Source organism: Novipirellula caenicola (assembly GCF_039545035.1).
GTDB lineage: Bacteria > Planctomycetota > Planctomycetia > Pirellulales > Pirellulaceae > Novipirellula > Novipirellula caenicola.
The window spans coordinates 1-14,297 of record NZ_BAABRO010000015.1 but is presented as its reverse complement, the minus strand read 5'-3'; the positions used below and the strand labels follow the sequence as shown (position 1 = coordinate 14,297).

Here is a 14,297-nt window from a genome sequence, read left to right as displayed (position 1 = left end):
CCTCAACACGATCCATCGTTCCTTTTTGCCTGGACCTATTGCAATGTTTTTTCATCAGTTGTTGATTGCGGCGATGATCGCCAGCACGATGATCACTCCTTCGGTCAGCCCCAGCCGCCCGCGTACGGCCCGATTGAGTCGCGGACCGGTGTGGACCGATTTCCGCTCGTTGGCAATGAGCGAAGAAGCTCAGCGCAGCGCCAAAGAAATACTGGATGACAAAAAACGGATCGCCGTCGTGGTGCTTGCCAGTTCGCAAGATCCGTCAAGTGACGTCAGCGTGTTTGTAACGTTGGTGCGTGAAGGGATGCGGTTTTCCGAGCAACTTGTGCTGGTCGATACCCACACCACCGATCGCTTGTTCGCCGACTGCACGACGGTGGACGCGGCACGATCGGTTGCCAAGAAACATGAGATCGAACTGCTTGTTTGTTGCCAATCTCGCGAGCCATCGGCGATCGAGATGGTGCTAGTTCAAAACGACGCTGCCGCTGACCCCACCGTCGTTTCGATCGACGATACTGACGACGCTGTGATCTCTGCAGCGATGAAGACGCGAACCAAAGTCATGAACACCTTTAACGCGTTGCCAGCGAAGAACCGAAACGCAATCGAGTCGGCTCCCAACGCTTCGCTCACAGCGATCAAGCAATGGGCCAGTGCCGCGGAACAACTGCGAAACGTCGTCACAATTCAAGATGCCGCGAAGCGAAAAGAAATTTGCCAAGATATCCTATCGACCACGGATCAAGCGATCGCCGATTCACCGGGTTTCCTGGAAGCGTATCTTTTGAAGGCGAGTTGTTACGATGAACTCGGCGACGAGCAACGACTCAAGCAAACGCTAAGTGACGCCTATGCCAAACGCGATCCCCGGCGAGATTCGCCGCTCACGATTGACGAATTGACGGGTGACTACGCACGCTTTGTTCGATCCGATCTGCTCACCGCAAGGGAGTCGTACTTAGCAATCCTTGATCAAAACCCAACCGACCTGACTGCGTTGTGGTCGCTGATTGACATCTTGCTCTCAGACGATACCGACAAAGAATCGCTTGCCAACACATCCGAGTTGGCCGCACTGTTGGTCACCAGCCATCCCGATAGCAACATCGCCACCGCGATCCAAACCCAATGAGTTGGTTACATCGTGCATCGTCGCTGATCGCTCCGCGATCATTACGTAAGTTCGCAGAGCGAACAACGACACTACTACTTGCATTCACGTTTTGCAGCAGCCTGAATGCCGAACTACCGACCGATCGCTTGAACGAACTTCGTGACCATGCGATGCAGTCCCTTGCCGCCAACGATCGCGAAGCGGCAGCAAAGGCGACCGAGCAGATTTTGGAACTATGCAAAGTCAGCGAGCAGGTTGCGATTGATGATCCCGAGCGGATTCGTTACTTGATCATCGCGGCTCAGATTGACTTTGACGCAGGCCACCCCGACCGTGCGATCCAAACGCTCTCGGATGCGGCACGCGACGCCGCCCCTGGTTCCGCTGGCCGCGTTACTTCGCTGGCCTACTTGGTGCGGATCGATGCGATCAAGCAGCAAACGAACCCTCAGCGAGCGGTCGAAACCCTGGCCGAATCGATCGGGCTCATCAACGAGCAGCGTTCGCTTTACGACGAAGTCCAAGCGTTGGCGATCGACGTCCTTGGTTTCTCGCAATTGACGAAACTGGAACCGAAGGATTCGGTCGAACAGAACTTGAAATTGCTGCAAGAACGAATCAGCGAAGTCGAAGACACCCTGTCGGCTGCGGAGATTCCGGTCGGCGTGATCCGACTGGTTCGACTCGCACTGGCCGAGTATTGCATGCGAGTCGGCATGGACGATTCGCTGGAAACGGTGCTTCGCGATCTTCGCAGCGTCATTGATGACGATCAAGTCGCGGCCCAGTGGCGAGCAAAGTATTGGAGTTTAGTCGTCACGCTGCGATTGAAGCGGCGTCAACTTGCCGAGGCGTATGACGCGGCACGCGAGTTTTCGCGGCAAGCGACGCGCACCGGACGTCCTGATTTGCCGGTGATCGCCAACGACACATTGGCGCTCGTCGCACTGCAGATGGGCGATTACCGCGAAGCCCGAAAACTGCTGGAATCTTCGCGTGAGTTCCATCAACAAAATCCCGATTTGCGATCCGCCACCGATTGGCGAATCAATTTAGCCAAAGCGATCGAAGGCGACCGCGATTTCATCATTGCCCGTAATGAATTGATCGACGCACAAGAGACGCTCCAGACCAGCAAGAACATCGATCCGCTTCGCGCCGCGAACGTCGCAAACAACTTGGGGATCAATTATTACCTAACAGGCGACTTTGACAAAGCTGCCGAATTAGCACAGTCGGCAAAGCAAATCTACCAAGCCAACGTGGCCCCCGCTGATTTGAAGATCGGAGAATCGTCGATCAATCTGGGTTGGATCGCGATGGCTCAAGAGCATCTATCGCAAGCCGCAGAGCATTTCTCGGAGGCTGCAAAACATTTCAAAAAGCACTATTCGGTTCGCCATCCACGCTACGCCGAAGCCATTGCCTGCCAAGCCCGTGTGGCGTGCTTGCAAGGCAATTTGGCTGCCGCAAGTCAGTGGGTCACCCAAGCCGAGGCCCTGGCCTATCAAGGAGTTTGCGAGGCGTTGTCGAAGTCGCCGTCCGCTCGCGACCGACTTGCGATGATCCAAGAAGCTCGCGTGCATCCCGAAAGCGTGGCTTGGCCGGGAACACTCGACACGTTCTTGGAACTCGCTCCGCAATTGCAAATCCCTGATGCGGATCAATACAACGTCGTGCTGCGGTGGAAAGGACTCGCCGACCGTTATGACCGGGCATTCAAACAATCGACCGACACTGAGATCAAACAGCGTGAACAAGCGTTGATGCAACAATTGCATCAAGCCTATTTTCGTCGCGTCTCGATGTTTCGCCGGCGAGCGTTACTAAATGAGATCGCCGATCTTGAAGACCAACTGCAAGACATCCGGCGGAGCGTGTCTCGCAGCGAAAACCTTTCGCTCGAACAAGAACCCACTTCGGAGATCGTCGCCCGGCTTCTCGCCGATGACGAATTGATGCTGGACATCTTGCAGACACGTGTCTTCGACAAACCAACAAAGGGTGGATCGATCGGCGCGGGATCTCGCTATTTCGCGTTCGTGCTCGCTCCGAGCGGCCAAGTGAAACGCGTTACGTTTGGGGACGCCCCGAACGTCGATGCGGCAATTGTCCGTTGGCGAAAAACGATCACCGAACAGTTGCCCGATATGGACGTTGCGGCCCGTACCGTCGCGTCGCTGGTCCAGCGACCGCTACTCGATTGCGACCTTCCGTTTTCGCGGCTTCGCATTCGTGGCGACTCGATGTGTTACTTGATTCCCTGGGCCGCGCTGCCAGCGGTCAACCGGCCCGGTTATTGGATCGAACAGGTCTCAATCGAATTGGTCAGCGAGGTTGCTGCTGCCGAAATTGCGACGGAGACTTCCTCTGGCATGTCAAAGTCACTATTGGTCGCAGGCGGGATCGACTATGGTCCCCTGACTCAACAATGGCCGCTGCTGCCAGGTTCATTGAAGGAAGCAAAACAGGTGGAAACGCTGTTCAAGCAACAATTCCCTCAGGCTCGCGTGGTTCGTTTGTCCGACAGCAAGGCGACCGAAGCGGCATTGGCCCAGGCGATGGTCAACGAACACTACATTCACTTAGCGACACACGGTTTTTTTCGGCGAGAGAACGAAGGGGACGCGTTTGCGATCAGCGGCGCCACGACGCTGTTGAGCACCGGGTTGATCGTGGCACCAGCGACCGACCAGGATCCGAAAAACGCCAGCGAACAAGATCAATACATGACCGCCGCCGAGATCCGGCAACTGGACTTGTCACAAGCGTCGCTGGTGATGCTTAGCGCATGCGAATCGGGGCTCGGGCAAGCCCAGGCGGGGCAGGGGATGGCAGGCATGTTTAGCAGTTTCCACGCCGCCGGGGCGGCACACGTGATCGGAACATTATGGCCGGTCGATGACGACGCCACCGTGGCGTTTGTCCAGCACTTTTACGACCACCTGTGGCGTCAAGGCAAATCGGTTCGCGAGGCGATTCGCGGAGCTCAAGTGGACATGCTATCAGCAACAAATTCCGGAATCCGCAGCCATCCTTACGCTTGGGCTGCCTTTGTTTGCAGTTCTCGATAATCAACCAGTGGATTTGCCCAGAATCGCAAATAGACTGGGGGAATGCCGTCGTCCCCCCCAAGTCTTTCCACCACCGAGCCACTCACTGATGAAACCCATTCGAATCGCAGCGTTGATTTGTGCCGCCGCCTTTTTCGCTGGTCCCGGCGAAGCCCAAGCCGAAGGATTGTTTAACCGCTTGCGATCGGCAAACCAGCGTTCGACCATGCCGACGCGAGTCTGGTCCGCGCCGACGAGTTCACGGTCGATGATGGGTGGCTATCCGACTCGCAATCTAAATAGCCGAGCAACACGATTGCCTTCGGGACGAAGCTATTACCAAGGCCGCTACTACGGCAATTTCAACAACCGTTTCTACGGACCCCAGTACGGTTACTTTTAAGGTCCGGTGGCAGTCGTCTTCGAAAAGTCGCTTCACCAGCGACGGAGATTCAGAGACCCGTTACTTTGTCGCCGCTAGTACTCGGGGACTCGTTGCCTCGTCCACTACGGTGTGCGAGGACTGGTTACCTTGTCTACTGCCGAGGTTTGTTTATCGGGTTGGTTGGAAGCCCGAGATGTCGATGATCTTGCCGTCGACGACAAATCGGGTTTGCCCCGTCCGCCGCGAGTAATCTTGCAGTTGATCGGCGACCAGCGTGGTAAAGGCGGCGCGACGCAGGAAGTTCAACTCCTGAACGCCAACACCCGTGTTGGCAACCGACTCGGGCACCTTGACGGTGGGCGACTGAGGCAAAAATCGAGGATCGGCATCGTCGATGAACGTCACGTCGGTATTGGGTTGAACCAGATCGTTAGCATCATTGCCACCAGGATCTTTGACAATTAGGCGGTCTTGGTCGCTGCGACGGATCGTAAAGACAATACCGTTTGCATCTGTTTTGGTCACCAAAAATTCTCCCAATGCGAAGGTCGCACCCGAGTTGAATTGGGCTCGTTCATCGACCAACGGCGTATCACCCACCACCGTTGGCCCGGTGGGATTGGCGCCGATCAATCCGGTCAAACCGGTGTCGCTGTCTAGTGCTCCTTTGGCTGGGTCAGGAATGTTGAATTGATCGAGATGGATTAAATGAGCATCAAACCCCGGAATATCGATCACCGTGGGCGTTGCTCCGGTTCCCGTGAAGAAGTTGGTCAGCACTTGGCTGCTTGGCGCCGCCCCGGTCCCGATGGAAAAGAACTTGTCGGCGGCTCCGGAAAATAACGTCGAAAACTCGGTCGCCGACAGCTGGACGTTGCTAAACGGCAATCGGTTTTCGGCAGTCACCAAGTGGATTGCACCAGGGAAGGGATCTCCTTCGGTGAAAGGTCCGGTTTCCGAAAGTGGTTTGATATCGTAGTCGACTTGCCCTTGAAACGTTTGTTGATTGGCGTCGCCAAAGATACCGCCCGAGGCAAATGTCCCGGTGGCACTGGAGATCGACCCCAGACTCAGCGAGCTACTGCCAGCGAACGTATTGGTGCTGGCTCCGATTCCCATCTCGGCATTGCCACCATCATCAAAACCACCACGCGTTGCCGCAGGTGCCTGGTCAGGCGTCAGCGGGTCTTGTGCGAAACGCGGGTCATCGTCGTCGTCTTCATCGGGGAATAGGTTTTCATCGGGGGACAGCGGATTGGCTGGCGAGAGTCCATCGGCCGGTGGAAATGCGTCCGACGGTGATCCAGGAACCCCGTCGGGCGACGAGGTGACCGGCGGCTGCAACATCGGGCTGGTTTGCAGCGCCGACGCCAAACGAACTTGTTCGGCTTGAAAACGCCATCCGATTGGGGATGCCGATTCAATTTGTCCATCGTGTCGCACACGAAACGAACCTTGTTGCGAATTGCGGCCCATGGATGTGGGATCGATTCGATGCAGTACCGAACCGGCAACCAATTCGTATTGCATCTCGGCGTTAGTTTGGTCGACTTGAACGATGCCGCGTTCGATCCACATCTCGGCTTCGGGGCTGGTCAAACGCAGCTCGGATTCGCCATCGTGCACGATCCGGGCTTGCCCTTGATCGAGGTCCAACAACCATCGATTCTCGGAGCGATTGAGCGTCACGGTGGTGGCACCACCCATCGTGATCGCAGGGCCCGCCTGGGTCGCCAACGTTAGTTTTGCCGATCCGCTCGTTTCGATCGTGTCCCCCAAACGCAATCCAGCACCACGCACGACTTGATAGGCGTGTTCGCCACGATACAGCACTGCGTCACCGTCACAATGAGTGACGGTTCCAATCCAGCGAGCAGCCGAGTCGGAATTGGCCGTGTCGTTCGCCTGCGTCACCGCGTTTGCCGCTGTCATTGCAAACAGACAAACCGTAACGGCACCGAATCGAATAAAACTCATCATGAATCCTTTCATCTCTGTCACAGCCAATGTCGCTGATCGCTCCGCGATCGTGCGTTCACTTCGTGCGTGTTGTGTTGGTGCGTTGGGGACCGCGTTGCCGTTGTGTTCGCCGTGTGATCAACGACGTCGATTAAAGCGAGAAAATGAGCTGCGTGCTGAAAATGTGTCGGTCATAGTCATAGAATCGCACCCCAAACAAGTTTTCGGTGTTCGAATCGTTGTTGATGTAGGTGTAATCAAACCGCAGGCTGACGGGGGCGGCAAAGTTCTTTTGCAACCCCGTGCGAACTTCCACTCGTTCGTCGTCACGTGCTCGATCGTAGAAGTCCAAACTGTTCGGGTTGGCATAGTCATCCCACACATAGCGAACATCCAAATCAGCGATCCAACGACGCGGCAATGGCCGTTCGATTCGTCCGGTAACCATGTGGGTTGTAAGATCAAAGTCCGATCCTTCGGCGTGTCCCTCGGCGTATTGGTAGCCACCATAGATGCGTCCATCACCGCCAAAGGTATACAACGCTTGCGTGAAGCCGGTGCGATGAATGTCGGTGGTTTGATTTTGAGCCGGAATTAGGAAGGGGGCACGACTGTTGATCGGATTGAATTCATAGAACAGCGTGGTATGTCCACGAGATCCAAGCCAAGTCATGGACGGAGTCAGACGATGTTCGTCGGCGAATCGATCGCTGTCGACCAACGTATGATGGTATTCGTAGCGTAGCGAACCCACCAAGTCCTCGCTCAACAGCGCATTGGTGTACGCCCCGCCCATGTAGTCTTGGATATTGAATTCGTTGGCATCGACCTGGAACGTGTTGTAGGTGCTGCCGACCAATCCCAGATTAAATTGTTCGGTCGACATCAACTGCAGATCCAAGAAGGAAGCCATCAAAAAACGATAGTCTTCATGATCGATGTCCGAACCGAGCCCCGAGAACCGAGGCTGCAGCGGCACGTTGCTGTCGTATTCGCCGGCGAACAGGACCGTGACGTTGTACGGTTTGTTTTGGGCTTGGCCACCGCCGAGCGAATCACATCCGTCATCGTAGCGAGATCGATTTTGAATCCTCGTGATCGGTTCTCCAATCGTCAACCGACGCTGCATCACATCCACCGGCACTTGCATTGCCACGGTTTGGATCTGAGCCACGTCGTCTTCGTCGTAACCAGCTTGCCGTAGCGAATCGTGAGCCCGCACGGGGTCATCTTGTCGCAGGATCGCCAGCCCATGGACATAGTGGGCGTAGGCATCATCGGGGTTCGATTCGAGATAAACCTCGGCCGCCGCCTCGGACGCTTGAGGTTGATTCAGATGGAGATGTCCGATCGCTAAAAATTTGTGTGTTTCCGCTGGGGCGTCCTCGCGACTCGCGATCGTGCGGAGCGTCTGCATCCCTTCATCGACATGGCCGTTTTGCATCATCCACATCGCCGAAGCGTACATCGCGGCGGTGTCGTCACTGGTAGGTTGGCCGAGTTCGCTGATCGCTTTGTGATGGTCGCCAGCGAGCGAATCGGCGATTGCCCGTTGCAGCCGCAGCTCTCGCTCGACCGGATCGCTCGTCATGTTCGGTTCTTCGCTATCCGAGCCGGCGGAGGCGTCCGCCGTTGTCGGGACGGAAATGTGCGCGGCTTGAAGTTCGTCTGTCCGAACCCAATCAGGCGGGGCGGCATACCCGGCGGTCGTGCCCAGCAACAACGTCATCCACACCACGGAGCCACGCCATCGAGGGATTTTGGACTGAGTCGACGTATTTCTAATCATCACAATTTCCGGTATTCGATCCGCGTCCCGCTGGCGCGAATCGCAATGGATCGTTCTGTTTTGCTGATTTTGCGGCCCTTTGTGGTCAATCCGATTGCAGGGATTGTGCCTAGAGATAGTTTCGGAACAGTTAGAGTGGTTTCATTACCAAATTGCGGGGGCGAGTAGCCATGGCACCCCCAAAAGAATGCCAAACTCAACAAGCCGGACCTTTCAGGGGGTTTGGGCAAGCACGAGAAGGCTGCTTTTTTGGTAAATTTGGGTATAGCTCCACCCCCAACAGGACGCCCACGTAATTAGATTGGGGTGGATTTAGCAGTCATTCCGATTTTGACGTTGACCCCTTGAGCGCCATGATGTCCCCACGCCCATCCAAGAAGAAATCCACTCGCAAGCGAAATCGACGTCATGCATTGGTCTTAGAACAACTCGAAGACCGGCGGCTGCTGACACTGCCGCCGCAGCTAAATTTCACCAATGCGGACGATCATTTTATTCGCCTGGATAATATTCAACAGGATGTCAACGGCGACTGCGTGATCAATAACGACGAACAAATAGCGTCGCCTGATACTTATAAGATCGAAGGCACAATCAAGGGTCAGTCTGCGGATGCCACTCCACATAGTCTCTTGATGCAACTCAGACGAAGTTCGGATCAAACTTCCTTGAGCAGTTTGACAGCAGCTAACCTCGTCAACTCTGGAGATGACCAAACGTTCACATTTACATTTTCTCTCCCTGCAAATGAAGTTACAGAATCAGGAAACGCTTTCCACGTTTTTTTGAGCCGTCCAGGCGTCTTCGAGATAAATAACGTTCTCAGCTTCACGCTAACTCTAGACACCATAGGCCCCACCGCTTCCATCGACACCGCAATCAGCACGCCTCGCAATACACCGGTTGACCAAGTCGAAGTCACGTTTTCCGAGAATATTCAAAACGCCACCTTTACGCGAAACGACTTGACGCTGACGCGTGACGGCGGTGCCAACCTGATCACCAGTGCGGTCAACGTTTCACTCAAAAGTGGAACCACAAAAACCTTTGTCGTTAGTGGCCTCGGAGGACTCACCAACGTTGACGGTGATTACTCGCTCAGCGTCAATGCCGCCGGGGTTTCCGATCTTGCTGGAAATTCGGGGACCGGAACCGCCAACCGCCAGTGGGAACTCGATACAACGCCGCCCACAGCGGACGATCCGCCGCAGCTAAAATCCGAAGACGATTCGGGGCGTTCCTCCAACGATGCGATCACGAACGTTAACCAAGGGTTGACCTTCACCGCGATCGTTGACGGAGCACTGTCGGTGAAATTTCAAGTCCGTGACGAATCAGGGACAACGGTCGCGGAAACACCAGGCACATTATCAGGAACCAATTCTTACGAAGCCACATTCGCCAACGTGCTTGCCGACGGAAATTACCAAGTCGTAGCGGTATCGACCGACGGCGTGAACCCTGAAACCACGTCGCCGGCGTTGACACTCGTGATCGATACCGCGTCACCGGTTGCTCCAGTGCTATCGCCAGGAATCAACGGAGCGATCGTACCAAGTGCACCAAACGAAATTGCCATCGCCGGCGCGGAAACGAATGCCGAAATCGCATTGAGCCGAAACGCCGAAGGAGTGGTGATCACGCGGACTCCCGCTGCGGGGCAAGCCATCACAAATCTAAGCGACGATCCCGTTGTCGATCCGAATGGCGAAACCTTTCAATACACCGCGGTTCAGACCGATATCGCTGGAAACGTAAGTCCCAGTTCGTTGCCTTACATCGCAGTGGTTGATCCGATCCAGCCGTCGCTTTCAAAATTTGCACTTGCCGCGGCAGACCGCGCACTGGCGGCAAGTGCGTTACCGGTTCCGATGACGAGATCGACACGCCCTGAATTCGAAATCCAAGTCGTCGATCAACAATACGGTCAAACCGAGAACACCGTCACGGTTTCGCTTTTTGCTAACAACGACATGACAGCCCCCATCGGTTCGGGCGTCGCTGTTTTTGCTCCGCGAACATCGACAAGCGTGGGCGTCAACACAAATGCATCGCGAACGGTGAAAGTCTCGCTATTGCCGGGGGTCGAGTTCGATGCAGGCGAGCAATATGAATTGACCTTCATCGCAACCGACTCGGCGGGCCAAATGGGGCAACTCGACAAGCAAGTGTTTGTGTTGCCTCAATCCGATGCGACGCAAAATGCGCCGAGCACGCCGGTGTTCACCGAATCGTTCTTCATTGGTGCGAGCGTGGTCGAGGTTCGATCGAGCGTGAATCAAATTGTGATCGATCAGGAAATCCCCGTCGGCTATGCCATCAATCTTGCAGCCTCCTCGGTACCTATCCGAATTGTTGGCTCCACGACTGATGATGCGACCGGATTGACAACGCTAACGCTTGGTCTCGCCACGACTGAAACGCTCGACAAGGTCAAGATCAACGACAAGGTGGCTTGGCTACGGCCTTGGCAAATGTCATTTGACAAAACCACCCAAACCGTCTGGTTCACGATGGAGGACGGCCACCATCTGGGTCAGTTCGATCCTGCGACGGGCACCGTCGAAATTCATGACGTCAGCATTCCATCGTCGGTGGTTCGCAACGCAGACGGTGTGTTGGTGCCGGCGGCTGACGCCAAACCCACTGCATTTGATCCTCATGGAACATTTTTCGACTTTAACACTCACCTAACGCCTCGCGTTTGGTTTGTCTACCGAAATGAAATCGAAGGGGGCGTCGCCATTGATGATGCGCCGGAAGATTCGGTTAACAATGAAATCTTGCGAGTTTCGTATTACGACCTTGCACAGAAGAAACTATTCACGTTCGATTTCGATGAAATTACCGGCGTGTTTGACATCGAAGATCACCACGACGAAGAAACCACATCGGGTGGTGGCAGCGGCACTGGCGGTGGCACGGGAGGCGGCGGTGGAAATGGAGGCGGAACGACGACGCAAGCCCAACCGGAATCGACCCACGACGCTGTTCCGCTGAAGGTAGGCCACGCGGTCTTTGTCGACACCAAAGGCACGATCTGGATCACCGCCGAAGACTCGGGCACCATCGTGGAACTTGACTTTGACAATCCACCCGGCGGCAAACGTCCTGCCACACTCGATTCGATGTCAGCCAAAACAACGGCCCATGTGATTCCCAAGTCGTTCGGCAGCGATAAGTCGACAAGCACCGATTTCCACGTTCACGGCGTCCAAGCCATCGTCGACGATCGCGACGGAGCGACGTACGTTTGGATGCTCAATGGAAACGAAAGAGGAGGCGAAGCGATTCAGCGTTTAGCGCTTCTGGTTCCGGGTGACAAAAATGATCAGTGGTATGAATTTGCCATCCCTCGCAGCACCGACGGGGGCGCTCACCTTTTGTTCACTGCGTTTGATGACAACGAAACGCCCGGAATCCCCGAAGACGATCAACTCATATTTACCGACAGCGGTTTCGGGTTCACCTCTAGCGGTGATGGGATCGTAGCGACAATGGATGTCAGCGAAATCATTCGAACCATTCAACAAGGTGGTGACCCATCGGTGCTGTCGCCCGAAGTCCGTTCGATTCAAATCCCCAAAATCCCGGGTGCCGCTGCCGGATCGACCTTCTCGGCCCCCAACCAAGTCTTTGTTGATCGAGGTGGAACCACATTCGTGATTGACCCTCAGGGTGGTTTGGCCAGAATGAACTTGAATGATTTCAGTGGAGCCGATGTGTTCACCGCGAATGCAACGGTGTCGGCTCAAACCGTCGTTCCGCAACACACTCGAATCACGTTACACGAAGCCGCCACGACGACAACAATCGTCAACGCGAAACTTGACCCGATCTCCGGCAGCGATCCGACACGCTCGCTGGACCGCAGCCAAATGGACGGCGTGGACCAGTACGAGGTTGCGTCAGAGGCACTGCGCCGCGGAAATGGCCAAGGTCCGTTTCGCGGTGCTCTTAACGCCGCGAACACGCTATATGGGTCGATCTCGCAAAGCGACCACCTCAGCACCACCATCTTTGCCGAATCGGCGCGGCGTCAGATGGCTGCCGTGCCAAGTCCGCTGCCATCGCCGAGCGGAGCGATCACCCAAGCCCGGATGGCGTTCCAAGTCTTGCGAAACGGCAGCTTGGTGTTAACCGCTCGAGGCGATGGCATGATCTCCGATGACCAAATCAACTTGCTCGCCCAGATCGTTGACGATAAGCAAATCCCTGCCTCCGCAGCCGCCAACTTTTTGATCATCGGCGAAGCCAGCGCCGTGACGATGCCCGATGGCAGCGTGCATGTGATGGGACGTTCAACGCAAGGAGGCGTGGTCCAGTACACCTTCACCCCTGATGGCAACGACTGGGCCCATCACGACTTGTTTGACACCGCAAACTGGACGGTCGCTCACCGCCCGATCCCTGGCGTCATCCTGGCCGAAGACACCGTGCCTGCAGGGCCCCTCGGTTTCTCGGCGACCACCACCGATGGGCACTGGATTGCCATTCCGATCGATCCGAGTGCGGCGACCACCGACCTGACGCTCGCCAGCGGAAACGTCGATGCATCGCGAGTCTATTCCGCCGTTGCGGTCACGCCCGGTGACAACCAGATCCTGTTCGGTTACGGCACCAACCAGACCGGCAATCTGATTGAGTATCGCATCGACGGCAGCAGCGTTACGACACGCCAAATCGACGCCACCAGTCGCGACACTCGCATGATGCGAAACGTACGAGCGCTAACGATGCCAAATGGAATTCGCCATGTCTTTGCGACCGATGGGACGTCGCGATTGGTCCACTACACGATCGATTCATCCACAGTGCTTCAGGAAAACATCAGCCAACAAACGGCCGACAATGGCCAAAACTTTGGCTACTTTCCCTTCCAACAACCTTATACCGGTCGCGTCTACACCTACGTCGCGCCGCTGGTCGAAGACGATGGAACGATTCGTGTCTATGGAACCAACGGCGGTGAATTGATCGAGTTCACATTGCCGCCTGGCGGACAATGGCGAGTCGCCAATTTGACCAACGATACCAATGGCACCTATGGCGAGGACGGCCCCGGCTACCGCGTCCCCGCCAATGCAGTCTTTGGCGGGCCAACCGCGTACATCGATGCCAACGGAGGTCGCCACATCCTGCAGATCAATGGCGAAGGCGAAGTCGTCGAGTACTTTACCTACGGCGACAAACTGTTCCCCAACGCCGCCGACGCGGACCGCATCAACAGCCAAAACGTTAACTTTTTCAGTGACAAGTCGCCAACCGAATTAGCGGCGGAGCTTCCCGAGAGTGCCTTGAACGCATTGGTCACTTCCCCCAACACGCTCCCCACTACGACCACCAACGCGACGCCGACAACCACCGAGACGATCGCGACGACAACCACAACCACCGAGACGACGGACGCCCCATCCAGCACGCCTCTCGACACGCCAGCCGAACGTGTCGCGGCGGCCGAAGACGTTAACCGGGACGGCACGGTGACCGCTCACGACGCGCTGTTGATCATCAACCATCTGCCGCGGACCGTCGCGGCATCTGCCGAGCAAACCAGCAGCGGTTCGTACAACCTGGACGTCAACGGCGACACGCAGGTGACCGCGTTGGACGCACTTCGCGTGATCAACTATCTAAACAAAGCCAACTCACAGGGCCCATCACCGGGCCAATCCGAAGCGATCGCCATCGATGTCGACGACGATCCACTGCGTTGGCAAAGCGGTGTCGATGACGTGATGGGGGAACTGGAATCAGGCAAACTGTTCTAAGCAGTTAGCCAGCAGTCTTTCAATCGCTTGGCCGTTTCACCCAACGCTGTGAAGTAGTCGGAGACGGCCAATGACGGCATTGGCGTTCCGTACGCTACGCTGCTCCGAAAACGGCATCCGGTAATTTGCTGGGTGCGGGCAGACCGATAGCGATGGCTCTTATGGACAAGGCCTTAAATATCGGCTTGTGGATTATTTGTGTTTAGGTGACGTGACGTCG

Annotated in this window: 6 protein-coding genes; 4 read left to right on the top strand and 2 right to left on the bottom strand. The window is 55.9% G+C overall.

Annotated features, from left to right (window positions below):
• Nucleotides 1-43 precede the first annotated feature (43 nt).
• From ABEA92_RS23355 to ABEA92_RS23345, 3 genes are all read left to right on the top strand, one after another.
• On the top strand, nucleotides 44-1,138 hold the full coding sequence (locus tag ABEA92_RS23355) for a tetratricopeptide repeat protein (protein WP_345686759.1): 1,095 nt from the start codon (nucleotides 44-46) through the stop codon (nucleotides 1,136-1,138).
• Complete coding sequence (locus ABEA92_RS23350; RefSeq protein WP_345686757.1) at nucleotides 1,135-4,194, top strand: CHAT domain-containing protein; 3,060 nt, start codon at nucleotides 1,135-1,137, stop codon at nucleotides 4,192-4,194. Before ABEA92_RS23355 ends, ABEA92_RS23350 begins: the two co-directional genes overlap by 4 nt.
• An 88-nt stretch (nucleotides 4,195-4,282) precedes the next feature.
• Nucleotides 4,283-4,576, top strand: a complete 294-nt coding sequence (locus ABEA92_RS23345; protein ID WP_345686755.1) for a hypothetical protein — start codon at nucleotides 4,283-4,285, stop codon at nucleotides 4,574-4,576.
• A gap of 150 nt (nucleotides 4,577-4,726) precedes the next feature.
• On the opposite strand, the gene ABEA92_RS23340 is transcribed toward ABEA92_RS23345, so the two are convergent.
• Nucleotides 4,727-6,538, bottom strand: a complete 1,812-nt coding sequence (locus ABEA92_RS23340; RefSeq protein WP_345686753.1) for a FecR family protein — start codon at nucleotides 6,536-6,538, stop codon at nucleotides 4,727-4,729.
• A 130-nt stretch (nucleotides 6,539-6,668) separates the two neighbouring features.
• Nucleotides 6,669-8,306 (bottom strand): hypothetical protein, encoded by a 1,638-nt coding sequence (locus ABEA92_RS23335; RefSeq protein ID WP_345686751.1) that lies wholly within the window; start codon nucleotides 8,304-8,306, stop codon nucleotides 6,669-6,671.
• A 353-nt stretch (nucleotides 8,307-8,659) separates the two neighbouring features.
• Here ABEA92_RS23335 and ABEA92_RS23330 point away from each other — a divergent pair, with 353 nt between their 5' ends.
• Nucleotides 8,660-14,077, top strand: coding sequence for a dockerin type I domain-containing protein (locus tag ABEA92_RS23330; protein ID WP_345686749.1), 5,418 nt, complete (start codon nucleotides 8,660-8,662; stop codon nucleotides 14,075-14,077).
• The last annotated feature ends 220 nt before the right edge of the window (nucleotides 14,078-14,297 follow it).